26 protein-coding genes are annotated in these 23,115 nt (G+C 69.2%); 14 read left to right on the top strand and 12 right to left on the bottom strand.

Annotated elements, in window-relative coordinates; genetic code table 11:
* Positions 1–167 precede the first annotated feature (167 nt).
* Genes Q8K84_RS08810 through gspN form a run of 12 tightly spaced genes read left to right on the top strand, consistent with a single transcriptional unit; the run spans position 168 to position 10,872 of the window.
* Positions 168–977 (top strand): type II secretion system protein N, encoded by an 810-nt coding sequence (locus Q8K84_RS08810; RefSeq protein ID WP_305282254.1) that lies wholly within the window; start codon positions 168–170, stop codon positions 975–977.
* Positions 974–2,989 carry a type II secretion system secretin GspD gene (gspD, locus tag Q8K84_RS08805; protein ID WP_305282253.1) on the top strand — a complete coding sequence of 672 codons (2,016 nt, stop codon included), beginning with the start codon at positions 974–976 and terminating at the stop codon, positions 2,987–2,989. Before Q8K84_RS08810 ends, gspD begins: the two co-directional genes overlap by 4 nt.
* A gap of 2 nt (positions 2,990–2,991) precedes the next feature.
* A complete protein-coding gene (gspE, locus tag Q8K84_RS08800; protein WP_305282252.1) occupies positions 2,992–4,485 on the top strand; it encodes a type II secretion system ATPase GspE in 1,494 nt (497 codons plus the stop codon).
* Positions 4,472–5,677 (top strand): type II secretion system inner membrane protein GspF, encoded by a 1,206-nt coding sequence (gene gspF, locus Q8K84_RS08795; RefSeq protein ID WP_305282251.1) that lies wholly within the window; start codon positions 4,472–4,474, stop codon positions 5,675–5,677. Before gspE ends, gspF begins: the two co-directional genes overlap by 14 nt.
* A 26-nt stretch (positions 5,678–5,703) precedes the next feature.
* The gene (gene gspG, locus Q8K84_RS08790; protein ID WP_305282249.1) at positions 5,704–6,150 is read left to right on the top strand and encodes a type II secretion system major pseudopilin GspG; all 447 of its coding nucleotides are present in this window, start codon (positions 5,704–5,706) and stop codon (positions 6,148–6,150) included.
* Positions 6,125–6,622 carry a GspH/FimT family pseudopilin gene (locus Q8K84_RS08785; protein ID WP_305282247.1) on the top strand — a complete coding sequence of 166 codons (498 nt, stop codon included), beginning with the start codon at positions 6,125–6,127 and terminating at the stop codon, positions 6,620–6,622. Before gspG ends, Q8K84_RS08785 begins: the two co-directional genes overlap by 26 nt.
* Entirely contained in the window at positions 6,606–6,971 is a 366-nt protein-coding gene (gspI, locus tag Q8K84_RS08780) for a type II secretion system minor pseudopilin GspI (protein WP_305282246.1), read from the top strand. The genes Q8K84_RS08785 and gspI overlap by 17 nt, the downstream gene beginning before the upstream one ends.
* A complete protein-coding gene (gene gspJ / locus Q8K84_RS08775; protein ID WP_305282245.1) occupies positions 6,968–7,549 on the top strand; it encodes a type II secretion system minor pseudopilin GspJ in 582 nt (193 codons plus the stop codon). Before gspI ends, gspJ begins: the two co-directional genes overlap by 4 nt.
* Complete coding sequence (gene gspK / locus Q8K84_RS08770; protein ID WP_305282244.1) at positions 7,546–8,526, top strand: type II secretion system minor pseudopilin GspK; 981 nt, start codon at positions 7,546–7,548, stop codon at positions 8,524–8,526. Before gspJ ends, gspK begins: the two co-directional genes overlap by 4 nt.
* Positions 8,523–9,644 carry a type II secretion system protein GspL gene (gspL, locus tag Q8K84_RS08765; protein WP_305282243.1) on the top strand — a complete coding sequence of 374 codons (1,122 nt, stop codon included), beginning with the start codon at positions 8,523–8,525 and terminating at the stop codon, positions 9,642–9,644. Before gspK ends, gspL begins: the two co-directional genes overlap by 4 nt.
* Complete coding sequence (gene gspM, locus Q8K84_RS08760) at positions 9,644–10,114, top strand: type II secretion system protein GspM (RefSeq protein WP_305282241.1); 471 nt, start codon at positions 9,644–9,646, stop codon at positions 10,112–10,114. The genes gspL and gspM overlap by 1 nt, the downstream gene beginning before the upstream one ends.
* A gap of 41 nt (positions 10,115–10,155) precedes the next feature.
* Positions 10,156–10,872 (top strand): type II secretion system protein N, encoded by a 717-nt coding sequence (gene gspN, locus Q8K84_RS08755; RefSeq protein WP_305282240.1) that lies wholly within the window; start codon positions 10,156–10,158, stop codon positions 10,870–10,872.
* A gap of 36 nt (positions 10,873–10,908) precedes the next feature.
* Here the strand turns inward: gspN and Q8K84_RS08750 are convergent, their stop codons facing one another.
* From Q8K84_RS08750 to Q8K84_RS08720, 7 genes are all read right to left on the bottom strand, one after another.
* The gene (locus tag Q8K84_RS08750; RefSeq protein WP_305282238.1) at positions 10,909–11,664 is read right to left on the bottom strand and encodes an A24 family peptidase; all 756 of its coding nucleotides are present in this window, start codon (positions 11,662–11,664) and stop codon (positions 10,909–10,911) included.
* Positions 11,665–11,701: 37 nt separating this feature from the next.
* Positions 11,702–12,736, bottom strand: coding sequence for a substrate-binding domain-containing protein (locus Q8K84_RS08745; protein ID WP_305282236.1), 1,035 nt, complete (start codon positions 12,734–12,736; stop codon positions 11,702–11,704).
* Between the two features lie 220 nt (positions 12,737–12,956).
* Positions 12,957–13,199, bottom strand: coding sequence for a DUF4170 domain-containing protein (locus tag Q8K84_RS08740; protein WP_305282235.1), 243 nt, complete (start codon positions 13,197–13,199; stop codon positions 12,957–12,959).
* Positions 13,200–13,218: 19 nt separating this feature from the next.
* Entirely contained in the window at positions 13,219–14,016 is a 798-nt protein-coding gene (locus tag Q8K84_RS08735; protein WP_305282234.1) for a 3'(2'),5'-bisphosphate nucleotidase CysQ, read from the bottom strand.
* Entirely contained in the window at positions 14,013–15,344 is a 1,332-nt protein-coding gene (locus tag Q8K84_RS08730; protein ID WP_305282233.1) for a TldD/PmbA family protein, read from the bottom strand. Before Q8K84_RS08730 ends, Q8K84_RS08735 begins: the two co-directional genes overlap by 4 nt.
* 48 nt (positions 15,345–15,392) lie before the next feature.
* Positions 15,393–15,794, bottom strand: coding sequence for an MAPEG family protein (locus Q8K84_RS08725; protein ID WP_305282232.1), 402 nt, complete (start codon positions 15,792–15,794; stop codon positions 15,393–15,395).
* A 191-nt stretch (positions 15,795–15,985) separates the two neighbouring features.
* Positions 15,986–17,503 (bottom strand): UbiD family decarboxylase, encoded by a 1,518-nt coding sequence (locus tag Q8K84_RS08720; RefSeq protein WP_305282231.1) that lies wholly within the window; start codon positions 17,501–17,503, stop codon positions 15,986–15,988.
* Between the two features lie 96 nt (positions 17,504–17,599).
* Here Q8K84_RS08720 and Q8K84_RS08715 point away from each other — a divergent pair, with 96 nt between their 5' ends.
* Together Q8K84_RS08715 and Q8K84_RS08710 are read left to right on the top strand one after the other, a co-directional pair.
* Positions 17,600–17,827, top strand: a complete 228-nt coding sequence (locus tag Q8K84_RS08715) for a hypothetical protein (RefSeq protein WP_305282230.1) — start codon at positions 17,600–17,602, stop codon at positions 17,825–17,827.
* 113 nt (positions 17,828–17,940) lie between these two features.
* Positions 17,941–18,237 carry a UrcA family protein gene (locus Q8K84_RS08710; protein WP_305282229.1) on the top strand — a complete coding sequence of 99 codons (297 nt, stop codon included), beginning with the start codon at positions 17,941–17,943 and terminating at the stop codon, positions 18,235–18,237.
* Positions 18,238–18,289: 52 nt separating this feature from the next.
* Here the strand turns inward: Q8K84_RS08710 and Q8K84_RS08705 are convergent, their stop codons facing one another.
* The 5 genes from Q8K84_RS08705 to Q8K84_RS08685 all read right to left on the bottom strand — a co-directional run bounded on the left by Q8K84_RS08705 (position 18,290) and on the right by Q8K84_RS08685 (position 23,060).
* Entirely contained in the window at positions 18,290–18,637 is a 348-nt protein-coding gene (locus tag Q8K84_RS08705; RefSeq protein ID WP_305282228.1) for an MmcQ/YjbR family DNA-binding protein, read from the bottom strand.
* 14 nt (positions 18,638–18,651) lie between these two features.
* Positions 18,652–20,427 carry a gamma-glutamyltransferase family protein gene (locus Q8K84_RS08700; RefSeq protein WP_305282226.1) on the bottom strand — a complete coding sequence of 592 codons (1,776 nt, stop codon included), beginning with the start codon at positions 20,425–20,427 and terminating at the stop codon, positions 18,652–18,654.
* 83 nt (positions 20,428–20,510) lie between these two features.
* The gene (locus tag Q8K84_RS08695) at positions 20,511–21,173 is read right to left on the bottom strand and encodes a methyltransferase (RefSeq protein WP_305282225.1); all 663 of its coding nucleotides are present in this window, start codon (positions 21,171–21,173) and stop codon (positions 20,511–20,513) included.
* A gap of 66 nt (positions 21,174–21,239) precedes the next feature.
* Positions 21,240–22,190 (bottom strand): fatty acid desaturase family protein, encoded by a 951-nt coding sequence (locus Q8K84_RS08690; RefSeq protein WP_305282224.1) that lies wholly within the window; start codon positions 22,188–22,190, stop codon positions 21,240–21,242.
* A 48-nt stretch (positions 22,191–22,238) separates the two neighbouring features.
* A complete protein-coding gene (locus Q8K84_RS08685) occupies positions 22,239–23,060 on the bottom strand; it encodes a helix-turn-helix domain-containing protein (protein ID WP_305282223.1) in 822 nt (273 codons plus the stop codon).
* Positions 23,061–23,115 lie beyond the last annotated feature (55 nt).

The raw sequence follows: 23,115 nt of genomic DNA, 5'->3' as shown, positions 1-23,115 counted from the left end.
GGATGGCGCATCGGCCATCCCCGCCTCAACCTCATGGCGGCCCTGGAAAGCGTCATCAAATCCCGGCGCTGTCACGGGCCTGTCATCGAAAGTTTACATGAAGACCCCGACGGGCGTGGCGCCTCCAGGCCCATCCCACTGAGCCCTGGGACTTCGGAGACTTCCTCGTGAACCTAGCCGCCGTTCGCCACGGCGTCCCCGTGGAGCCCCGCACCCTGCTGGGGCTGGCAGAGATCGGTCTGATCGCTCTGCTGGCGTGGCAGGCTGCGCGGCTGATCTGGATCGTGGCGGCGCCCGCTGCGGGTCCGATCGGCGTCGCGCCGCTGGCCGCAGTTGGGCCCGCGGCCCAGACCGGCGTGTTGGCGCGCTTCGATCCCTTCTTCCGTCTGGCCGGGCCCGAGCCCGCGGCGGGCGAGGCGCAGGCCAACGACCTGCAGCTCTTCGGCATCCGCAGTGGCGGGGCCTCGGCCTCCGCCATCCTGGGGCCGCCGGGCGGCGCCCAGACCCTCTACAGAATCGGCGAGCAAGGCCCCGGCGGGGTCACCCTGATCGAGGTCGCCCTGGATCATGTGGTGATCCGTCAGGGGGCCGCACGGCGCCGGATCGGCTTCCCTGTCCCAGGGGGCGGAAGCTCCTGGACCGCGCCGCCGACAGCGGCGCCCGGGGCGGCGGCCGCCGAAACCAGCTCAGACGTCACCGGCGCGCAGCTGATGGCCGCCCTGGCCCTGACGCCTCGACTGCAAGAGGGCCGGGCCGCCGGCTACACGGTCATGCCCCGGGGCGGCCAAGGCGCTGAAATCCTCGCCCGCGCCGGGCTCCAGCCTGGCGATGTTCTCCTGACCCTGGACGGCTCGGCGCTCAATCGCGAGCGCATGAGCGAACTCCCCCAAATCCTCGCCGCCGCCACCCATGTCGACCTGACCTACGAGCGCGGCGGCCAGACCCTGACCACCCGACTGCGGATGTCTGCCCCGTGAAGAGACTGATCGCGCTGTTCCTTCTGCTCAGCCTGGGGGCGGGTTTCGCGCCCGCCACCGTGGCGCACGCCCAGTCTCAGGTGCTCAACCTCCAGGACGCCGACATCCGGGTCTTCATTCAGGATGTCGCTCAGGCCACCGGCCAGACCTTCATCATCGACCCCCGGGTGCAGGGAAAGGTCAGCATCAGCAGCCGTGAGCCCTTGTCGCGGACCGAGCTGTTCGAGGTGATGCTCTCCACCCTGCGGGCCAACGCCCTGGTGGCGGTGCCGGCCGGCGCGGGGGTCTACCGGATCATGCCGGAGGACGGCGCCGCGGCCCAACCTTCCAGCCTCAGCGGGGCGGGCGGCTATGGCTTCTCCACCCAGGTCTTCCGGCTGCGGAACATAGATGCGGCCTCGGCGGCCGAAACCCTGAAGCCCCTGATCGGGCGCCAGGGCGTGGTCATGCCCAGCCCCAGGGGCAATCTGATCGTGGTCGCTGACTATGCGGACAATCTGGCTCGCATCCGCAGCCTGCTGGCCCAGGTGGACCAGGACCGCACCCTGACGGAGACCATCACCCTGCGGTCAAGCTCGGCCCGGGAAATCGCCGGCGTCGTGAACCAGGTGCTCAACCCCCCGGGCGCCGAGCCCGCCGCGCGCAACGCGATCGTCTCCCTGGTGGTGGTGGAGAGCAGCAACTCCCTGATCCTGCGCGGCGAGCCGGAGGCCGTGCGGCCGATGCTCGCCCTGATCGCCGATCTCGACAGCCGGGCCGAGACCAGCGGTGATGTCCGGGTCATCAACCTGCAGCACGCCAGCGCCGAACAGCTTTTGCCGGTCCTGCAACAGCTGGTGGGTCAGTCCCCGGCTGTCGAAGGCGAGGCCCAGGCTGCTGCGTCGGCTACTGGCGGCCAGACCGCTACGGCGGGCGGGGCAGGGCGCCGCGCCAATATCGCCCGCTATCCCGGCGCCAACGCCATTGTCATCGCCGCCGATCCCGACACCCAGCGGGTGCTGGGCGAGGTGATCCGTCAGCTCGACACCCGACGTCGGCAGGTCCTGGTCGAGGCCGTCGTGGTGGAGCTGTCCGACAATGCCGCCCAGCAGCTGGGCGTGCAATTCGCCCTGGCCGGGATCAACGGCTCGAGCATTCCCTTCTCAGCCACCAACTATTCCAACGCCGCCCCCAACATCCTGGGGCTGGCCGCGGCCGCGGCCGGCGAGCGGAACCTGCCGCAGGACTCATCGGCCCTGGCGGCCCTACGCCAGACCGCCCTCGACTCCGTCCTGGGCGCCCGGGGCATCCTCACGGGCGGCTACGGCCAGAGCGGCGACGCGCTGTTCGGTTTCATCATCAATGCGGTGAAGAACGACACGGCCTCGAACCTGCTCTCGACCCCCTCGGTGATGACCCTGGACAACCAGGAGGCCAGCATCCTGGTGGGCCAGGAAATCCCCATCACCACCGGCGAGGTGCTGGGCGACTCCAACAGCAACCCCTTCCGCACGATCCAGCGGCAGAATGTCGGCATCCAGCTGGACGTGAAGCCGCAGATCAACGCCGGCGGCGCCATCACCCTGTTCCTGCGCCAGGAGGTTTCCTCCATCTCCGGCCCGTTGAGCGAGAGCTCCGGCGAGCTGATCCTCGACAAGCGGGCCATCGAAACCACCGTGGCTGTGGATGACGGGGCCATCGTCGTTCTGGGCGGTCTGTTGGACCGCAATGAGCGGACCACGGTGGAGCGCACGCCCCTGCTTGGCGACATTCCGGTTCTGGGCAACCTGTTCAAGGCCACTTCCAGCCAGAACGTCCAGCGCAACCTGATGGTCTTTATCCGTCCGACCATCATCGGCAGCGCGGCCGACGCCCAGGCCCTGACCGCCCCGCGCTACGGCTACATCCGCGATCTGGAGGCCGCCCGCAGCGCCGACGGCATCAGCAATCTCGACGCCCTGGCCCGTGACTACATGCAGGCCGCGCCCGTCACGGCCCTGCCGCCGCCGCCGCCGCCTCCGCCGGGACTCTGAGGGTGGAAAACGCAGGTCTGTCTCTGCTGCCCTATGGCTTCGCCAAGCGTCACGGCGTTGTCGTGCTGGGCGTGGATGAGGTCGCCCATGTGGGCCTGCGCGAAGGCGCCGATCCCCTGGCCCTGGTGGAGGCTCGCCGCGCCCTTGGCCGGGCCCTGCGCATCCAGACCCTGCCCAGGGCCGAATTCGAACGCCGCCTGTCAGAGACCTATGCTGACGACGGTCTGACGGCTGGAGGGCCAGACGACCTGGACATGCCCGGCGGGCTCGACAGTCTGGCCGAGGACATACCGGCCGCCGCCGATCTGCTGGACAGCCAGGACGACGCGCCGATCATCCGCCTGATCAATGGCGTCATCGCCGAGGCCATCCGTCGCGGCGCCTCCGACGTCCATATCGAGTCCTTCGAGACCGCCCTGGTCATCCGACTGCGGATCGACGGCGTCCTGCGCGAAGTGCTGAGCCTGTCGCCCCGCCTGAGCCCGCTGATCGTCAGCCGGATCAAGGTCATGGCGCGCCTGGACATCGCCGAGCGGAGAGTCCCCCAGGATGGCCGCATCTCCCTGGCCCTCGGCGGTCGCAGCCTGGACGTCCGGGTCTCCACCCTGCCGTCCCGGGCGGGCGAGCGGGTGGTGATGCGGATCCTCGACCAGGAGCAGGCCGGAATCCCCCTGCCGGAGCTGGGCATGCGTCCGGACGTGCTTGCGGCCTTCCAGCGGGCGCTCGCCGAACCCAATGGCGTCATCCTGGTGACCGGGCCGACGGGCTCGGGCAAGACCACGACCCTCTATGCGGGCCTGAGCCTGCTGAACGACGCCAGCCGCAACATCCTGACCATCGAGGATCCGGTGGAGTACGCCGTTCCGGGCGTCGGCCAGACCCAGGTCAACGCCAAGGTGGGCATGACCTTCGCCGCCGGTCTTCGCGCCATCCTGCGCCAGGACCCTGACGTGGTCATGGTGGGTGAAATCCGCGACGTGGAGACCGCCCAGATCGCCGTCCAGGCCAGCCTGACCGGTCACCTGGTGCTCTCCACGGTCCACACCAATGACGCGGCCGGCGCGGTGACGCGGCTGCGGGACATGGGGGTCGAGCCCTTCCTGCTGGCCTCGACCGTTCGGCTGATCCTGGCCCAGCGCCTGTTGCGTCGGCTCTGTCCTTCCTGCCGACGTCCGGAGCCGGCCGATGCGGTCACCGCCCGCCAGGCCGGCGTCGCCGAGGGCCAGATCCTCTACCGCGCTCAGGGCTGTGGCGACTGTGGCCAGACCGGCTATGCCGGGCGGGTGGGCATCTATGAGGCCCTGTGGATCGATGATCATGTCCGGCGGCTGATCGGCGAGAACGCCGATGAGGCGACGATCGCGGCGGCCGGGCGGGCCTCTGGCGGCGGTAGTCTTTCCGCCGAAGCCCGCACCTGCATCCTTGAGGGCCTGACGACGGTGGAAGAGGCCATGCGGGTCACACGCCAGGAAGGCGGCGGTCATGGCCAGCTTTGACTATGTCGCCCTGGACCTGGCCGGCCGCCCCCGCACCGGCCACCTGAACGCCGCCGACGAAGCCGCCGCCCGCGAGGTTCTGGAACGCCGCCGCCTGGCGGCCATCCGCCTGTCGCCGGGCAAGGCCAAGGCCGGCTCTGCGGGTCTGTTCGGCGGCCGCCTGGACGCCCGATCCCTGGCCCTGGTCACCCGGCAGCTCGCCACCCTGGTCGCCGTCGCTCCGCTTGAGGAGGCCCTGCGCACCATCGCGGTCCAGGCCGAGAAGCCGGCGGTTCGCCAGGCCCTGATGGGGGTTCATGGGGGGGTGCTGGAGGGCTACCGGCTGTCGGACGCCATGGCGCGTCAGGGTCGGGCCTTTCCACTCCTCTACCGGGCCATGGTCGCCGCCGGCGAGGGCTCCGGCGCCCTGCCGTCGATCCTGGAGCGGCTGGCTGATCTGCTGGAACGGGACCAGCAGGCCCAGAGCAAGGTCACGGCGGCGCTCGTCTATCCCACCGTCCTGGCGGCGACGGCCCTGCTGGTTGTGCTGGCGCTCATGACCTTCGTGGTGCCCAAGGTGGTCGATCAGTTTGAGTCCATGGGCCAGACCCTGCCGCTCCTGACGAGACTGGTCATTGGCGCGTCGGAGGCCATCCGCAGCTACGGACTGGTCATGCTGCTGGTCCTGGCGATCGCAGGCTTTCTCGCCGCCCGCGCCCTGCGTCGGCCGGACATCCGGATGAAGGCCGACGCGGTGATGCTGCGCCTGCCGATCCTGGGGCGGCTGATCCGCGACCTGCATGCCGCGCGTCTGGCCCGGACCCTCTCGACCATGATCGCCAGCGGTCTGCCGATCCTGGAAGGCCTGCAGATCACCGCGCCCACCATCCACAATCATGTCCTGCGACAGGCGACGGTCGACATGGCCGAGATGATCCGTGAGGGCGGAGCCCTGTCGTCGGCCATGCGCAAGGTCGGAGTCTTCCCGCCGCTGCTCGTCTACATGACCGCCAGCGGCGAGAACAGCGGCCGGGTGGAGCTGATGCTGGGCCGTGCGGCGGAATATATGGAGCGCGAGTTCGCGACCTTCACCGCCGTGGCGCTCAGCCTGCTGGAGCCGGCGATCATCATTCTCATGGGCGGGCTGGTGGCGGTGATCGTGCTCTCCATCCTGTTGCCCATCCTGCAGATCAACACCCTGGCCATGGGCTAGGGACCAAAGCGTTCGAAGGAGCCGTCATGACCCGACGCAAGATGCGCGCCCGCCCAGCCTCGGAAGCCGGCTTCACCCTGGTGGAGCTGATGGTGGTGGTCGTCATCCTTGGCCTGCTGGCCACGGTGGTGATGATCAACGTCCTGCCCAGCCAGGACCGCGCCATGCGGGAGAAGGCCAAGGCCGACATCTCCACCCTGGAACAGGCTGTCGAGACCTACAGGCTGGAGATGCTGGCCTATCCCACCACGGGCCAGGGCCTGGCGGCCCTGACGGAGCTTCCCGCCGGCGTACCGCGGGCCGATCGCTATCGGGACGGAGGCTATATCCGCCGCCTGCCCGACGACCCCTGGGGCAATCCCTATCAGTACGCCTATCCCGGCGAGCGGAGCCGGTTCGATGTCTATTCCTTTGGCGCCGACGGGGCGAAGGGCGGCGAAGGCGAGGATGCGGACATCGGCAACTGGAACTGAGGCCGTCCCCCGGACGCCCCGCCGCGCTGAGGCCGGCTTCACCCTGGTGGAGCTGATGGTGGTGCTTGTGATCCTGGGGCTCATGGGCGCCGCGGTGGTGATGACCGCCCCTGACGGCCGCGGCGAGGTGCGGCGCGAGGCTGAGAACCTTGCGGGGCGCCTCGTCCGCGCACGGGAGGAATCCCTGCTGACCAACCGCGCCGTCGAGGTTCGCCTGGACGAGCAGGGCTTCGGGTTCCGGGTCCTGCGCCGCGGTCAATGGGAGCCGCTGGACGCCGCCCCCTTCGAGGCTCATCCCTGGCCCGCTGGGGTGCAGGCGCGTCTGCAGGCCGCCCCGGGCCGCGACGCCGTGCGGTTCGATCCCACTGGTTCGGCGGAGCCGGCCGAGGTGACCCTCTCCCGGGCCGACCAGCAGATGACGGTCAGCGTCGATGTGACCGGCGAGGTGCGGCTCGATGCGCCGGCGCGCTGAACAGGGCTTCACGCTCATTGAGCTGCTGGTCGCCCTGGCGGTGTTCAGCCTGGTCGTGCTCGCCCTCCTGAACCTGGCCGGCGAGAACACCCGCACCGCCCAATTGCTGCAGTCCCGGACCCTGGCGGCCATGGTGGCGGAGAACGCCGCCATTGAGGCCCTGATCTCGCCCGAGCCGCCAGCCCTGGGGGAGGCCGAGGGGCAGGTGCGGCTCGGGGCGCAGGACTGGATCTGGCGGCGCATCACCACGCCCGCCGACCAGGGTCTGCTGCGGATCGACGTCCAGGTCCGTGGCGTCAGCGAACCCCGCACCCTGGCGGAAGTCACCGTCTTCCGGGGGGGCGCATGAAGGGTTTCACCCTGGTGGAGATGCTGGTGGCCCTGCTGGTCTTCAGCCTGCTGTCGGCCGCAGGCGTCGCCGTGCTCGGCTTCGCCGCCGACAACCGCGCGGTGGTCCGCGAGCGGATGGACGAGATCGCCGCCCTGCAGAGCGCCCGGGCCCTGATCAAGACCGACCTGGAGCAGATCGCCGACCGACGCACCCGCGCGGACGGCGGGGAGCCGTCCCGCAGTCTCAGCGGCGGTGGGAGTGACGCCGCCCCGGTCCTGGCCTTCGCCCGCCGGGGCTGGGACAATCCCGACGCGGCGCCCCGTGCGTCGATGCAATATGTGGAATACCGCCTGGTGGAAGACCGCCTGGAGCGGCGGGCGCGGGGGGCTCTCAACGGGGCGCCGCTGGGCGAGCCTCAGGTGTTGCTGCGCGGGGTGAGACGCCTTGGCGTCGCCTTCTATGCCCGCGGGTCCTGGGCGCCGGCCTGGGCGCCGACGGCTGACCGCGCCCTGCCGCAGGCGATCCGCCTGGAGATGGATCTCGAATCCTTTGGCGAGGTCACGCAGCTGGTGCTTCTGCCCGGTGGCGGCGCATGAGCCGGCTGGCCCACAGACCTTCAGAGCGGGGCGTCGCCCTGCTGACCGTGCTGCTGCTGGTGGCGGTGCTGGCGACCCTGGCGTCCGTCGTGCTGGACGACATCCGCTTTGGCCTGCGCCGGGCCGCCAACGCCCAGGCGGTGGGTCAGGCTCGCTGGTACGCCCTGGGCGCCGAGACCCTGGCTGCGGGGCAGATCAGCCAGCTGGTGCGCGCCTCGGACCGGGTCACCCTGGACGGTGGCTGGAGCAATCGGCCTTTCAGCTTCCCCATCGAGAACGGCCTGATCCAGGGTCGTATCGCCGACGGCGGCGCATGCTTCAATCTGAACAGCGTGGTCCAGGGAACCGGAGACGTGCTGGGTCGGCGCGAGGCCGGCATAGCCCAGTTCAGGGCCCTGCTGACGGCCCTCAACTTCGCCCCCCGTGAGGCTGAGATGCTGGGCGCGGCCCTCACCGACTGGATCGACAGCGACGGCGTCCGTGAAAGCGGCGGGGCCGAGGACGAGGCCTATCTGGCGGGATCGCCCCCCTACCGGACCGGCGGGACCCTGCTGGCCGAGGTCAGCGAGCTGCGCGCGATCCGTGGATTCACTCCGGCGGTCTATGCCCGGCTGCGGCCCTATGTGTGCGCCCTGCCGAGCAGCGACCTGTCGCCGATCAATGTGAACACCCTGACGGAGGAACGGGCGATCCTCATCACCATGCTGACTGAGGGCGGCGTGACGCCAGAACTGGCCCGCCGGGTGATCGAGGCCCGCCCACCCGGCGGCTGGAGCGTGGAAGCCTTCTGGGCTGTTCCAGCGCTCGCCGAGCACATCCCCGCCGATCCCGGCCAGGTCAAGGCGACCAGCCGGTACTTCACCTTGCAGACCGAGGTGACCTATCTCGACGCCGAGGTGGTCGCCAGCGGTCTGTTCGAGGCCGACCCCTCCGGTCAGGTTCGCCTGGCCGCCCGCCGATGGACCTTTGACGAATGAACCGAACCCGCATCGTCCTCGCCGGCCCCGCGCCCGACGCCGAGCCGACCTATCTGATCCTCGATGAGCTGGGTTCGGTGGTCGGGCGCGGCATCCTGCCCGTGCAGGAGGCTTCGGCGCTGACTCCCATGCGCAATGTGCTGGTGATCCCCGGGATCGATGTCCTGATCCGCTGGGCGCCGATCAAGGCGGCGTCGGAGGCCCAGGCCCGGGCTGCAGCCCTGGCCCTGCTGGAAGATCAACTGAGCAGCGCCACAGGCGCCCATGTGGCCCTTGGCCAGGCGGAGGCCGACGGCCATCGCCTGGTGGCCGTGGTCGCCTCTGCGCGCATGCAGGCCTGGCTCGACTACGCCGCCCTGCACGGGATCACCCCGGATCTGGTCATTCCCGACTGTCTGGCCCTGCCGGAGCCCCCCGACGATCCGGACGGAACGCCGGTGATCATCACCGCGGCGTTCGGCGCCCTTACCGCGGTGCGTGGCAGGCGGCTGGCCTTCACCGGCGAGCCGGACCTGGCGGCGGCTGTGGTCGGCGACCGGCCCGCCCAGGCGCTGACTGGGACGGCCCTGGAACGCGCCCTGGCCGACATGGCCGTCAGCCCCGTGACAAATCTGCTTCAAGGGGCCTTTGATCCTGATCGGCGTGAACCCCTGGGTCGCCGGGATCTGCGCCGCCCCGCCATCCTGGCCGCGGCGTTGCTGGCGAGCCCGCTGATCCTCTGGGGCGCCCAGGCCGGGACTGACCACATGCGGGCCCGTCAGGCCGAGGCTCGCGCTGAGGCCAAGGTCGCCGCCCTCCTGCCGGCCGGCGAGGTGGTCACCGATCCCGCCGTCCAGGCCCAGGCCCAGCTGGACGCCCTCAGCCTGACAGCCGGCGGCGGGGCCAGCGGGCTGGCCGCCCAACTGTTCGCGGCCGTCGAACCGATGGATCAGGTGCAGATCGAAAGCCTGATCATCATGCCCGATGGTGCGGCCCGGGCGGCGCTCAGCCATGCGGCCTATTCCGACGGAGAGGGCCTGGCGCAGGCCCTGCAGGCGGCTGGATTGACCGTGCGGGTCGAAGGCTCCCGGGAAGAGGGGGGCCGGGTGATCAGTGATCTGATTCTGGGAGCGCGATGATGATGGGCTGGTGGACGACCCGGAGCCGGCGCGAACAGGTCCTGCTTGGACTTATGGGCGCTCTTCTGCTCGGTTTCCTGTTGTGGTTCGCGGTCGCGTCCCCCCTGCGAAGCGCCGCGCAGGACGCCTCTGCGCATCTTACCCGCGCCCTCGCCGACGAAGCGGTGGTGGACGCCGCGCGGGCTGAAATCGCCCGCCTCGGAGAGGCCGCGCCGCGAGCCCAGCGGTCGGGTTCGGTGGAGCGGGTGGTGAGCGACACCGCCGCCGCCGGGGGCCTGACGGTCGTCCGCGTCGAGATCGACGACCAGAACGGGGTGCAGGCCGTGGTCTCAGGGCCAAGCACCGCCGTCCTGCCCTGGATCGCCCTGTTGCAGGCCGAACACGCCATCGTCGCCCGTCATCTGACCTTGCTGAAGGGGGATGTGGGCGAACTGGACGTGGACGCCACCTTCGCCGGGGCCGCCTCGTGAGGTCGGTTTCGAACCTCCCCCTAGTCTTGCCAGCACTCGCCTTGCCAGCACTCACCTTGCCAGCCCTGGGCGCGCTGTTTTCAGCTCTGACGCTGATCCTGGTCCTCGCCACCGCCCCGCTCAGCCTGGCGCTGTCGGGGCGCGGGCCGGCCGCGGGCCTCAGCGCGACCATGGTCACAGGGACGGTCTGGCGGGGTCAGTTGACGGATGCGGCCCTGGGGGGCGTTCGTCTGGGCGACGTCCGCATCGGTGTTTCGCCCCTGTCACTGGCGGCCGCGCGGGTCCGCCTGGGCTTTCGGAGTGAGGCGGCGCAGGGGGCTGTCCGCCTGGGCGCTCGGAGTGTGGAGCTCATGGATGTGCAAGCCGTCCTGCCCCTGACCGCCCTCTCGCCAGGGGCAGGCCTGAGCGGCCAGGTGCGGCTGCGGGGTTTCAATCTCGAGATTCGTGGAGCGAAGTGCCAGGAGGCGGGGGGCGAGGTGGTCTTTGACCAATTGAGTCTGGGGGGCCTTGAGCTGGCGGGGCTTACCCTTGCCGGAACACCAACCTGTTCGGGGCGGGATGTGATGGTCCCCCTCCGGGGCCAGGCCGACGGCGTCGATGTCCAGGCCAATCTGCGGGTCAGCCCCACCGGCGCCTATGAGATGCAGCTGGACCTGCGCACCACCCGGCCAGAGGTGGGGGCCGCCCTGAGCGCGGCGGGCTATCAGCGCACCCTGAACGGCTATGAGACCCGTCTCAGCGGACGGCTCGGCGCCTAGGGCCTGTCGCAAGGGTGCGGGTCGTCAGCCCAGGCTCTAGCTGAGGCCCAGAGGGCCGTAGAGCCAGGTCAACCAGACGCCAATCCCGAGAAAGACGCCGAACGGCAGAGGCTGGTCCCCCCCGACAGCCTGTCCGCGCCAACGTTGGATGAGGACGACGGCGAGGCCCGAAAGCGCGCCGATCAGCAGGATGCTCGGTAGGGCCAGGGCGCCGCACCAGGCCCCGCCGCCAGCCAGCAGATAGGCGTCGCCGCCCCCAAGTCCCTCCCGGCCGCGCAGCCGGCGATAGGCCAGGGCCAGCAGGCTCAGGCCTGCGAATCCGATGGCCGCTCCGATCGCATGCTCGGCCAAGCTCCCCTGCGCCGCGGCGATGGCGAGGCCTGAGACGATGAGCGGCACGGTGAGGACGCGGGGAAGCCAGAGGTGCTCGGCGTCCAGCAGGGCGAGCAGCAGGAGCTGCCAGGCCAGCATCGCCCCTAGAAATCCCTCGGCGGACGGATGGACCGCCATGGACCATAGGGCCAGGGCCGGACAGGCGAGCTCAATCCACAGATAGCGCCGCGGTATCCCTGCCCCGCAGGCGCCGCACCGTCCTCTCAACAGGACGAAGGACAGGACCGGAACCAGATCAAGGGGTCCAAGGGGTCTGCCGCAGGACGGGCAGGCCGAACGTCCCAGGATCACAGGTCGGCCCTGCGGCAACCGAAGGCTCATCAGGCCGATAAAGCTGCCGACAAAGGGCCCGAGCACCACGGCGGCGATGAGCCAGGTCAGATCGGCTTGGGGTGACATGGAGGGGGCTCGGCCGGGCCGTGGCCCCCATCCATCCCTAGTCGGGCCGTCCCATGGCGGTCATCTGGCTGGCGGCGGCTTTCATCGCGGCATGCTCAGGCGGCAGGAGCGGGATCAGACCACGGCTTTGTAGATAGCCCCCCCGGCCGGTGGCGGCGTCGGAGACGAACTCGTTGACGAACTCCTGCAGGCCCAGGGTGACCCCCACATGGGCCTTCTTCACATAGATGAAGATCGACCGCGACAGGGGGTAGGTCCCCTCGGCGATGGTGGCCACGGTGGGCGCCACGCCATCGATCGACATGGCCTTCACCTTGTCATTGTTCTCCTCAAGGAAGGAATATCCGAAGACCCCCAGGGAGCCCGGGGTCTTGGTCAGGGTCTGGACGATGGCGTTGTCGTTTTCACCGGAGTCGATCCAGCCTTCCCGGCGAAGCGGATGGACCATCTGCCGGAACTCATCGGAGTCCCGCTCGCGCAGGGCGCGGGCCGAGGCGTAGGTGAGCGCCGAGGCCTCGACGCCCAGTTCGACAAAGGCGTCGCGGGTCCCCGAGGTGGGCGGCGGCCCATAGACCAGGATGCGGTTGTCGGGCAGGCCCGGGCCGATCTGATTCCAGTTGGTATAGGGATTGGGCACGAACTTGCCGCCACGCAGGACATTGGCGCCCAGCGCCATATAGAGGTGCGGCAGACGGAAGGCGTAGTCTGGGGCGCTGCGATCGGCGGCGATGACGATGCCGTCGAAGCCGACCTTCAGCTCGACGATGTCATTGACCCCATTGGCGCGGCAGGTGTCGAATTCAGCCTGGGTCATGGGCCGTGAGGCGTTGGCGATGTCGGGAAAATTGTCGCCGACGCCGCTGCAGAACAGCTTGATGCCACCGCCCGTGCCGAGGGCCTCGACCTTGGGGGCTTTCGAGCCGGTCTTACGGCTGTAGTTCTCGGCCACGCGGGTGGTGAAGGGGAAGACGGTGGAGGAGCCGGCCGCCCACACATGGTCCCGCGCGGCCTGAGCTTGACCGGCCCCGCCCAAAACGGCCAACGCGGCGCAAACGCCCATAAGCTTCTTCATATCAATCTCCTCGCTCAATCGGGGGAAGGCGCGCGTCAGGGGGATCCAGAACCAGGATGATAGCCGCCCGCCGCATCATCAGCGAGCAGGTTAGACGCAGCCAGGGCCTGAGCCGGCGGAGTCGAACCTGATCTGAACGTGCGCGCCTGCCGTCGCTCACATTGTGCCGTCGGCGGATGACAGTTTTCCGACAACCGCCGAAGCTGTCGTCGGGCCGGTCTCAGACCCCGGGCTTTTCACCATCCAGATGCGGGTCCAGCAGCTTGTGGGCGTGGATGATGAAGTAGCGCATCAGGGCGTTGTCCACGGTGGCCAGAGCCTTGGAGCGCCAGACCGCCAGGGCCTCCTCGTAGGTGGCGTAGGCGCCGACGAGGTCGATCTTCGAGGGGTCGCGGAAACGAACGTGCTCCACTTCCTCCAATTCGCCGCCGATGACGATGTGCAAGAGCTGTTTATCGGGCATGGAATCCTCAGATGAGGGCTTAGTTTGGAAGGGCGATATGCGAGACGCGGTCCAGGATCAATGGGGCCAATCGTGGCGCCGCGCACAACAGGCTGAGCTGGGCGGGAATCTGGCCATTATAGGCGAAACCGCGCCCCAGATGATCGCCGCAATAGGCGCCGGCTTCCCGGGCCACGAGATCGGCCGCCGCGAGGTCCCAGTCGGCCTTGGCCACCAGGGCGAGCGCGGCGTCGAACTGGCCTGAGGCCACCAGGCACATCCGATAGGCGGTCGAGTTGCGGGACTCGACCCGCATCTGCGGCCAGGGCTGCGGCCACGAGGGGTGATCGAACATCCGCTGATCGCCAACCATACCGCAGCCGTCCAGGCGCAGGGTCGGGGCAGGGACGATCAGAGAGCCATTCAGCTTGGCCCCGCCGCCTGCAATGGCGGTGTAGACCTCGCCCACCTGCGGAGCATAGACGACGCCGGCGATGGGCTGACCGTCCTCGACCACGGCCACCGAGATCACCCACCAGGGCTTGTCCTTCATATAGGCCCGGGTGCCGTCGATGGGGTCGACGACGAAGACCCGGCGGCGCCGCAGGCGCACCAGATCATCGGCGGTCTCTTCCGACAGCCAGCCATAGTCTGGCCTGGCCTGGCCGAGCTTGGTCTTCAGCAGGGTGTCGGTGGCGAAGTCGGCGTTGGTGACAGGCGAATTGCCTTCCTTCCAGGCGATCTTCAGTCCCCGGGCCCGCAGGTCCAGCGCCAGGGTCCCGGCCTCAACCGCCGCGGTGACCAGCAGCTCCAGATCCTGGGTGGGGCTTGGGCTCACTTGCCGGCGATCGCCAGGGCGTCGATCAGCAGTGACGGCGCATTGGACGCCCCGCGGATCTCCAGGTCCGAGCCGGGGACGAGGCGGGCGTACATCTCGATCAGATTGCCGGCCACAGTGATCTCGCTCACCGCATAGGCGAGCTCGCCATCCTCGAACCAGAAGCCCGAGCAGCCCACAGACCAGTCGCCGGTGTTGCCGTTCAGGGAAGGGCCGAACATCGAGGTGATCAGCAGGCCCTTACCAGCGCTGCGCATCAGGCTCGCCTGATCTTCGGCGCCCGGTTGCAGGGTCAGGTTGGAGACGCCGACGCCAGGGGGGCCAGCCAGACCGCGGGAGGCGTGGCCCGTGGTTTCCAGACCGAGCTGGCGCGCGGAGCTGGAATTCAACAGCCAGGTCGTCAGCACGCCCTTGTCGATCAGGTCCATGGCCTCCGTGGCGACCCCTTCGTCGTCAAAGGGGCTGGAGCCGAGGCCGCGCCGGCGATGGGGATCGTCGGTGATGGTCACGCCTGGGGCGAACACCGGCTGACCAAGCTTGTCCTTGAGGAAGGAGGAGCCCCGGGCGATGGCCGGGCCTGCGATCGCGCCGATCATCGGGCTGATGATCGACATGGCGAGGCGATTTTCGAAGATCACCGGGGCGGTGGTTGATCCAATCTTTCGCGACCCCAGTCGCGCCGCTGCGCGGCGGCCGGCCTCGGTCCCGATGCCCTCGGGCCCGGGCAGGTCGGCATGCCACCGGACCGAGCGGCCGTCATAGCCGGTCTCCATGGTCTGGCCGTCGCCCGCAATGGCCGAGGCGCCCAGGGAGAAGCCCGACGCCTGATGCGATCCGACAAACCCATGACTGGTGGCGATCAGCCACTTGGCCGTGGACCAGCCGGCGGTCGCGCCGTCGGAATTGACCACCCCATCTACGGCGCGGGCCGCAGCCTCGGCGGCGCGGGCGCGGTCCTCCAGGACCTCCGGCGAGAGTTCGGTGGGATCGTAAAGGTCGAGGTCGAGGTGGGGCCCCTTGGCCAACCGATCGGCCGGGGCAAAGCCAGCATAGGGGTCTTCGGGCGCCAGCCTGGCCATGGCCACGGCGCGGTCGACCAGTTTCGAGAGCGCCTCAGGCGAGAGGTCCGAGCCCGAAACCGTGGCCTGCCGCTGGCCGACGAAGACCCGCAGCCCCAGATCACGGCTCTCTTCGCGTTCCACCTCTTCGAGGGCGCCTGCGCGTACGGAGATGGAGAGGGACTGGCGTTCGGCGGTGACGGCCTCGGCCGCATCGGCGCCGGCCTTGCGGGCGGTGGCGATCAGCTCAGCGAGCAGGTTTTGATCCATGCCTGCCATATGGCGAACCCTGACCGGTCGGGCAAGCGCGCGGGGCCGTCAGGCGATGGCGTAGAACAGCAGGGCGACGCCCGCAAAGACGTAGGAGATCCAGGTCAGGGTCACCCCGATGGCCCGGGGGAAGGAGGCGCCGCCGCTCTGGGACAAGCCTATGGCGTGCATGACCCGGCCAGAGAACAGGACCAGGCCTGCGATATGGACGGCCAGGGGCGGCGCTTCCACCAGGGCCAGGACGCCAATGGCGATCAGGCCGGCGGGGACATATTCGGTGGCGTTGCCAAAGGCGCGGATCGCCTGGGCCAGTTCGGGAATCCCGTCGTCGCCGAAGGCCACCTTGTGGCGCTGTCGCTGGCGGACCACCAGCAGGGAGAGCGTCAGCAGCAGAAAGAGGTGCAGCCCGGTCCAGAGCGCCGCAGCGTGCCCCGAAGTGATCAGATTCATAGAAGGCCTTCCCTGACGCCGCGCCCCCGCGCAAGGCCCGCAGTTGGACTGCGAAAACGTGCCCAGGGCAAGGGGCAAGGGTCGTAAGGCAGGCGCCTGGCCGATCGGGGCTCAGATCATCCACGACGCCTCTTCGGTCACGGTCAGCCTTGACCCGACCCTCCATGAGCCCGGGGCCGAAGCCTCGGTCGTCAGCCCTTAAGCGGCGGCAGGCCGAGGCTCGCCCAGCGGTCGGTGACCCGCGCCACGGTGGCCTCGTCCATGTCGAGCTTCTCGCCCCATTCGCGGTGGGTTTCGGGCGGCCACTTGTTGGTGGCGTCCAGGCCGATCTTGGACCCCAGGCCGCTCTCAGGCGAGGCGAAGTCCAGATAGTCGATGGGGGTGCCCTCGACCAGGGTGATGTCCCGGGCCGGGTCCATGCGGGTCGACAGGGCCCACATGACATCCTTCCAGTCGCGGGCGTTGATGTCGTCGTCCACGACGATCACCCACTTGGTGTACATGAACTGCCGCAGATAGCTCCAGACGCCCATCATCACGCGCTTGGCGTGGCCGGGATAGGCCTTCTTCATCGAGACCACGGCGATCCGGTAGGAGCAGCCCTCCGGCGGCAGCCAGAAGTCGACAATCTCCGGAAACTGCTGGCGCAGCAGGGGGATGAAGACCTCGTTCAGCGCTTCGCCCAGCACGCTGGGCTCATCGGGCGGTCGGCCGGTGAAGGTGGTCAGATAGATGGGGTCGCGGCGCATGGTGATGGCGCTGACCTGGAAGATCGGGAACTTCTCGACGGAGTTGTAGTAGCCGGTGTGGTCGCCGTAGGGGCCTTCGTCGGCGTATTCGTCCAACAGGACATGGCCCTCAATGACGATCTCGGCCTCGGCCGGCACCATCAGCGGCACGGTCTTGGCCGCCACCAGCTCGGCCTTGGCGCCACGCATCAGGCCGGCGAACTGATATTCCGACAGGGTCTCAGGCACCGGCGTGACCGCCGCCAGGATGGTGCCGGGATCAGCGCCGAGGACCGCGCAGGCGGGCAGGGCGTCAGGCTTGCCCGCGGCCTTCCAGCGACGGTGGTGCTGGGCGCCGCCCCGGTGAGCCAGCCAGCGCATGATGGTGCGGTCCTTGCCCAGCACCTGCATGCGATAGATGCCGAGATTGTAGTCGTCTTCCCGATCGGTGGACGGACCCTTGGTGACCACCAGGGGCCAGGTGATCAGGGGCGCCGGTTCGCCGGGCCAGCAGGTCTGGATGGGCAGCTTGGTCAGGTCGATCTGGTCGCCGGTCCAGACGATCTCCTGCACCGGCGCCTTCTTCACCGTGGCCGGACGCATGGCCATGACCGTCTTGGCCAGCGGCAGCATGTCCAGGGCGTCCTTCAGGCCCCGGGGGGGCTCGGGCGCGCGCAGGAAGGCCAGCAGTTCGCCCACTTCGCGCAGGTCAGCGGCCGTCGTGCGCTCGCGGCCCTCCAGGGTCACGCCCATGGCCACGCGCTTCACCGTGCCGAACAGGTTGACCAGGCAGGGCATTGGCGAGCGTTCGCCATCGGCGCGGATGACGTGTTCGAAAAGGACGGCCGGGCCGCCCTGTTTCAGCAGGCGGCGATGGATTTCGGTCATCTCCAGGACGGTGGAGACGGGCTCGCTCACCCGCACCAGTTCGCCGGCGGCTTCCAGCTTGGTGATGAATTCCCGCAGCGACCGATAGGCCATGAGCCCTCCCTGGGTGATCTGGTCCCAGGACTTAGGGCCGCGCAGGCCCGGTGTCACCCTTTGCGCCGGGCGCGCTTGCCGCTAGATTCTGCGCCCATGAAGCGCCTCGACCTTGATGACCTGCCCCCCAGGATCGCCCAGATGCTCACCGGGCTCGCAGAGGGGGAGGAACTGATCCTTGTCCAAGGGGGTGCTGTGGCCGGCCGCCTGCACGGCGCGACAGCGCCAGAGCCCGAGGCTGAGGACGAACCAGAGCCCTACAACAATCAGCGGGCCGCCGAGATCTTCGAGCAGTTCCGCTCGGCCGTCGAAGACGAGTTCTAGGCCGGCAGATCTTCCCCTGGCCCCAATCCGCCCCCATCTTCCTAAGGTGACCCAACGAAATCCGGGCAGCCGTCAGAGCCGCCACCGTGGGGTCTGTCATTAGGGAGACGACCATGTTCAAGCTCGCAGCCGTCGCGCTCGCCGCGGCTCTTATCGCTGGCCCATCCTTGGCGCAGCCAGCAAAGACGGGAACCGCCACCGTCATTGTCACCAATCTCAACCCCGCCAACGCCGATGACGCCAAGCGTCTGGAGCGCCGAGTTGAGCGCGCCGCCTTCACCGCCTGTGGCGGTCACGAAGGCAGCGTGCGCACGCTAAAGCGCACCGTGACGCGCTCGGACTGCTACCAGGAAACCCTGGCGGAGGCCCGGACCGCCGTCGGCGTCGGCCTGCACTACGCCGCCCGCTAGAGCGCGGTCCGACGAATGGGAACCGGTTATCGGAGCGAAATGCGCCCTAACTCTAGGCGGACCTCGACGCGTCGTAGGCCTTGACCATCGCCTTGCTGGCCATGTTGCGCCAGCGGCGTTCCAGCAGACTGTGCAACGACCCCGGATCGAGGCTCTCGATCCGGGCGAGCACGGTTGGATAGTTCTGATAGTGGGGCGTCAGATGGAAGGTGGCGGGCTCGGCGGCCATCAGCATTTCGCGCTCATCGAAGCCGACGTCGCTCAGGACCAGGCTGGCGTCCTCCACCCGCAGGCGGGTGAAGAACCTGCCGCGCACCTTGAACGATGGCAGGCCATAGGACGTGCCTTCCTCCGCGCCCGGGAAGGCCAGAATGATGTCGCGCGCCTCGGCCTCGGTCATGGCCTCGCCTCAGGTCAGTAGGCCAGCGCCACGCCGTCCTTGCGCATCTCGCTGGCTGCGGCATAGCGGCCGGGCCAGCGCTCGATGGCCTGATAGCCGCCAAAGCTGCCGTCGCTTTCGCCGATCTTCCAGCCCAGCTCGGCCAGGGCTTGGCGGGTGGCGCCAGGCACGCCGCCTTCCAGGTGCAGCAGGCCGGTCCCCGGGATGACCTCGCCGGTGGGCTCGGACCCGCCCCCGTGGCGCCAGCGGGGACTGTCGCCGGCCTCCTGCAGCGAAAGGTCGAAGTCGACCATGTTGGAGATGATCTGCGCCTGGCCCTGGGGCTGCATGTCGCCGCCCATGACGCCGAACGATAGCCACGGCGCGCCGTCCTTCACCGCAAAGCCCGGGATGATGGTCTGGAAGGGCCGCTTGGCCGGGGCGTAGACATTGGGGTGGCCGTCGGTGAGGGCGAACATCTCGCCCCGGTTCTGCAGCATGAAGCCCAGGCCGTCCGGGGCGAGGCCCGAGCCCATGCCGCGATAGTTGGACTGGATGATCGACACCATCATGCCGTCCTTGTCGGCGGTGGTGAAATAGGTGGTGTCGCCCCGGGTCGGGGCCTGGCCGGCATAGATGGTCTGGAGGATGGAGCCCGGGCGGATCAGGCGCGCGCGCTCGGCGGCATAGGCCTTGGAGATCAGCCACTCGGCCGGCACGTCATAATAGGTGGGGTCGGCGTAGTAGCGGGCGCGATCCTCGAAGGCGAGCCGCTTGGCCTCAACCCCGTGGTGGATGGCGGCGGCCGACTGGAAGCCCATGCCGCGGATATCGAACTGCTCCATGATGTTGAGCTGCTGCAGGGTCGCCAGGCCCTGGCTGTTGGGGCCGAGGCTGTAGACGTCCACCCCGCGATAGTTGCTGGAATAGGCCTTGGTCCATTCGGCGCGGTGGGCGGCGAGATCGGCCCTGGTCATCCAGCCGCCGATCCGCTGGAAATAGCGCTCGATGGTGTCGGCGATTTCGCCGTCATAGAAGGCGTCGCGCCCCCCCTCGGCGATCAGGCCGTAGGTGCGGGCGAGCCCCGGGTTCTTGAAGATTTCGCCCTCGCGGGGCGTAGCGCCGTCGGGCGCCCAGACGGCCTTGAAGTTGTCGACCTCCTCGATGCCGAGGGTCCCGCCGGTAAAGTTGGCGTAGCTGCGCTGCAGGTAGTAGGCGACGTTCTGGCTGATCGGCGCGCCCTCGCTGGCGTGCGCGATGGCCGGGGCGAACAGGTCCTTCCAGGCCAGCTTGCCGTAACGTTCGTGCAGGCTCCACCAGGCGTCCACCGTCCCGGGCACGCTGACCGAGATGGCGCCATGGGAGGGGATGAGGCCGTTCTTGGCCCGGCTGCGCACCGTCTCCAGGGACAGGCCCCGCGGGCTGCGGCCCGAACCGTTCAGGCCGACCACCTCTTTGGTCTTCGGGTCCCACAGCATGACGAAACAGTCGCCGCCGATGCCGCAGGCGATGGGCTCGGCATAGCCCAGCACCGCATTGGCCGCGATGGCGGCGTCCACCGCCGAGCCCCCGGCCCGCAGGATGTCGATGGCCGTCAGCGTCGCCAGCGGGTGGGCCGTGGCCGCCGCCCCGTGGGTCCCCCAGACCGCACTGCGGCTGGCGAAGGTCGCCCCATCAATCCGGTCGCCCGGCCCCACATCAGGGCGATCGCGGTTGGGCGTCTGGACCCGCGTCTGGCCCTGGGCGGCGCCGGCCATCAGCGCGCCGGGCAAGGCGGCGGGCAGGGCGGCCAGAAAGGTGCGGCGACGCATGGGCAGGCTCCGAAGATCAGCGGCGTAACAGGGACGTCACTATAGGCAGAGGTCCGCGCCGCTGGCGACCAGTCGGCGCCGGCTCAGACGGCCAAGCTCCACACCGCCGTCTTCTTGACCTCCTGGTCCTCGAGTTCTCGCGTCGTGGCGACCTGGTATTCGGCGAGTTTGACCAGACCTTCGCGGGGGAAGTAGCTGCGGCCGGGGTCGCCGATCAGGACCGTGGCGCCGGCGGCCTTGGCCTCGGTCAACCAGGCCATGACCCGGGCGGCCAGGGGCTTTTCGTAGCAGATGTCGCCGGCCAGGATGACGTCGGCCGGCGGGGGCGGGGTGTCCAGCAGATCGGCGCTGGTGAAGTCACAGGCCACGCCATTGGCCTGGGCGTTGAGGGCGAGCGCTGCGCCGCAATAGGCGTCGATATCGGCGGCGAGCACATGGGCCGCGCCGGCCTTGGCCGCCGCGATGGCGACAATGCCGGAGCCTGAGGCGAAGTCGACCACCTGTTTGCCTGCCACAATGTCGGGGTTGTCGAGGATGTAGCGGGCCAGGGCCTGACCGCCGGCCCAGGCGAAGGCCCAGAAGGGCGGCGGCAGGCCGATCTCCTCCAGGGCCTCCTCGGTCATCTTCCAGATCGGGGTGATCTCGTCGGCCAGGTGGAGGGTCAGTTCGGGGGTGTGGGGGGGCGCCTGCTGGCGGGTATTGGCCAGAATGAAGGCGCGGCGGCCCTCGGGGGTCTGCTCGATCACGCCGCTCTCCTGCACCTTGCGTCGAGGGCGAGTGGCGAAGAACCCGCCGCAGCGCAAGGGGAATGATCAGGCCGGCGCGAAGTCGCCCGGCACGCCCTTGGAGGCGGCCATGCGCAGCACCTCAAGATAGCCGCCGCGGATCTCCATCTGCGGCCCCAGTCCCTTGGCCAGCAACAGGCGGTGCGCCCGGGGCAGATTGTAGCAGGGCAGGTGCATGAAGATGTGGTGCTCGCAGTGATAGTTCACCCAGTAGGGGGCGATCAGGGCCCGCTCCACCAGGCCGGCATAGGTGGTGCGAGCGCACCGGAACGGGTCGCGCTCGTCCCGGGCCACGCAGGCGTGTTCGGCGATATTGCGCAGCCGGGTGATCATCTGCATCCAGGTGGCCTGGGGCAGGAGCCACAGGACGAACCAGGCCCACCACAGTCCAAACGGCGCGGTGAGCGCGAGGGTGATGGCGGCGCCGATCAACATGCGCCGCTTGCGCACGATCTCGGCCTTGAGGATCGGCCACAGGGGCTCGCCCGCCTGGCGCGCGGCCAGCTGGCTGCGTACGAGGCCGAAGCGTTGCTTGAACCAGGTCTGGCCGGTCAGGTCCCGGACGATCTTGCGGCGCAGGGAGGTGGGCGTGATCGGAAAGGGCGCCGAGAGCACCAGGTCGGGGTCCTCGGCCTGCTGGACGAACTTGTGGTGAGTCAGGTGATAGGGCCGGTAGCGATGCAGGCCGCCGGTGGTCAGCCATTCGCCGGCCCAGTCATTGACCTTGAGGTTCTTGTGCAGGGCGCCGTGGGCGGCGTCGTGCATCAGGACGGCGAGGCCGAGCTGCCGGCCGCCGATGATCATGATGGCGAGCGGGAGGGTCAGCGGCCAGATCACCGCCAGGGCCGCCGCCGCCAGGATCACCCCCCAGGCATGGACGATCAGGGCCAGCCCCTTCCAGCTCGAACGGTTGGAAACGCTCGCCCATTCCTGCGCGCTGAACAGGGATTTGGGATCTATGCGCGGGGCTACGGCCATGGCCGCAGTCTGCCACGGTTTTTGACGGGCCGGTAGAATGACGCTGCGTCAGGCCTTCGGTGTCTGGGCGGCCAGGGCCCTCAGCACCTGTTCGCTGGCGGCGTCGGCGGGGTAGAAGAACTCGATCCGCAGGTCATCGGCCGCAGTGTCGGCCGGGGCGCCGAACCGGGCGACGGTGGAGACGAGGTCCAGTCGCAGGCCAGGCCCGCGGATCTGCAGGATCAGAGCCGCGCCCGGGGCCGCGTGGACCGTGGCGCCGTCGGGCGCCTGGGCCTTGAGGGCGGCCACCGTGGCGTCCAGCTCCGCGCGCATCGGCCCCGGCGGCGCGCGCCAGGCTTCGGCCTCCGCCAGGGCCTGGAAGTGGGCGACAAGCTGGCCCCAGTTGGCCACCGCGTTTCGGAATGTGGGGCTCTCGCACGCGCTTCGGATCAGGCTCACCTTGGGGTCCAGGCCGTCATCACTCAGCAGGTCGCCGAACAGCATGGCGGCCGGACCGTTGGCGACCAGCGGGCGCCAGGCCCGGTCGACCGCGAAGGCGGGAAAGGGCTCATGCGCCGACAGGGCCAGCTGCGTCACCCGCCGGACCATGGCGGCGGCCTCATCGGTATAGGCGCTCTCCCCGTGGGCCGGGGCGAAGCCCGAGGCGAGCAGGAGGGCGTTCACATCCTGCAGGGCGAGATCTAGCGCCTGGGCGAGGCGTGCGACCATGTCCCGGGAGGGTCGGGTGCGACCGGTCTCCAGGAAGGAGACGTGGCGCTGGGAGACCTGGGCGGCCAGGGCCAGTCCCATCTGCGACAGACCCCGATGCCGACGCAGGCGAGAGAGCATGGCCGGAAATTCGGCGACGGGCTGGGTGGCGACGAAGGCCATGCTTCACTCCAGGACAGCGCGGGGTCGTAGGCGGCATCCTGGCTGAGACCTCAGA

Origin of the sequence: Phenylobacterium sp. (assembly GCF_030679875.1) — a bacterium.
Lineage (GTDB): Bacteria > Pseudomonadota > Alphaproteobacteria > Caulobacterales > Caulobacteraceae > Phenylobacterium.
This window is presented reverse-complemented; position numbering and strand designations above follow the sequence as displayed.

Coding starts and splice junctions, on each gene's coding strand:
- gspJ (WP_305282245.1), top strand. CDS start 6,968: ATGAAGGGTTTCACCCTGGTGGAGATGCTGGTGGCCCTGCTGGTCTTC.
- gspI (WP_305282246.1), top strand. CDS start 6,606: ATGCGCCGGCGCGCTGAACAGGGCTTCACGCTCATTGAGCTGCTGGTC.
- Q8K84_RS08685 (WP_305282223.1), bottom strand. CDS start 23,060: ATGGCCTTCGTCGCCACCCAGCCCGTCGCCGAATTTCCGGCCATGCTC.
- Q8K84_RS08710 (WP_305282229.1), top strand. CDS start 17,941: ATGTTCAAGCTCGCAGCCGTCGCGCTCGCCGCGGCTCTTATCGCTGGC.
- Q8K84_RS08750 (WP_305282238.1), bottom strand. CDS start 11,664: ATGTCACCCCAAGCCGATCTGACCTGGCTCATCGCCGCCGTGGTGCTC.
- gspL (WP_305282243.1), top strand. CDS start 8,523: ATGAACCGAACCCGCATCGTCCTCGCCGGCCCCGCGCCCGACGCCGAG.
- Q8K84_RS08785 (WP_305282247.1), top strand. CDS start 6,125: ATGCGGACATCGGCAACTGGAACTGAGGCCGTCCCCCGGACGCCCCGC.
- Q8K84_RS08705 (WP_305282228.1), bottom strand. CDS start 18,637: ATGACCGAGGCCGAGGCGCGCGACATCATTCTGGCCTTCCCGGGCGCG.
- gspK (WP_305282244.1), top strand. CDS start 7,546: ATGAGCCGGCTGGCCCACAGACCTTCAGAGCGGGGCGTCGCCCTGCTG.
- Q8K84_RS08730 (WP_305282233.1), bottom strand. CDS start 15,344: ATGGATCAAAACCTGCTCGCTGAGCTGATCGCCACCGCCCGCAAGGCC.
- Q8K84_RS08725 (WP_305282232.1), bottom strand. CDS start 15,794: ATGAATCTGATCACTTCGGGGCACGCTGCGGCGCTCTGGACCGGGCTG.
- gspM (WP_305282241.1), top strand. CDS start 9,644: ATGATGGGCTGGTGGACGACCCGGAGCCGGCGCGAACAGGTCCTGCTT.
- Q8K84_RS08740 (WP_305282235.1), bottom strand. CDS start 13,199: ATGCCCGATAAACAGCTCTTGCACATCGTCATCGGCGGCGAATTGGAG.
- gspG (WP_305282249.1), top strand. CDS start 5,704: ATGACCCGACGCAAGATGCGCGCCCGCCCAGCCTCGGAAGCCGGCTTC.
- Q8K84_RS08690 (WP_305282224.1), bottom strand. CDS start 22,190: ATGGCCGTAGCCCCGCGCATAGATCCCAAATCCCTGTTCAGCGCGCAG.
- Q8K84_RS08745 (WP_305282236.1), bottom strand. CDS start 12,736: ATGAAGAAGCTTATGGGCGTTTGCGCCGCGTTGGCCGTTTTGGGCGGG.
- Q8K84_RS08700 (WP_305282226.1), bottom strand. CDS start 20,427: ATGCGTCGCCGCACCTTTCTGGCCGCCCTGCCCGCCGCCTTGCCCGGC.
- gspF (WP_305282251.1), top strand. CDS start 4,472: ATGGCCAGCTTTGACTATGTCGCCCTGGACCTGGCCGGCCGCCCCCGC.
- Q8K84_RS08720 (WP_305282231.1), bottom strand. CDS start 17,503: ATGGCCTATCGGTCGCTGCGGGAATTCATCACCAAGCTGGAAGCCGCC.
- Q8K84_RS08715 (WP_305282230.1), top strand. CDS start 17,600: ATGAAGCGCCTCGACCTTGATGACCTGCCCCCCAGGATCGCCCAGATG.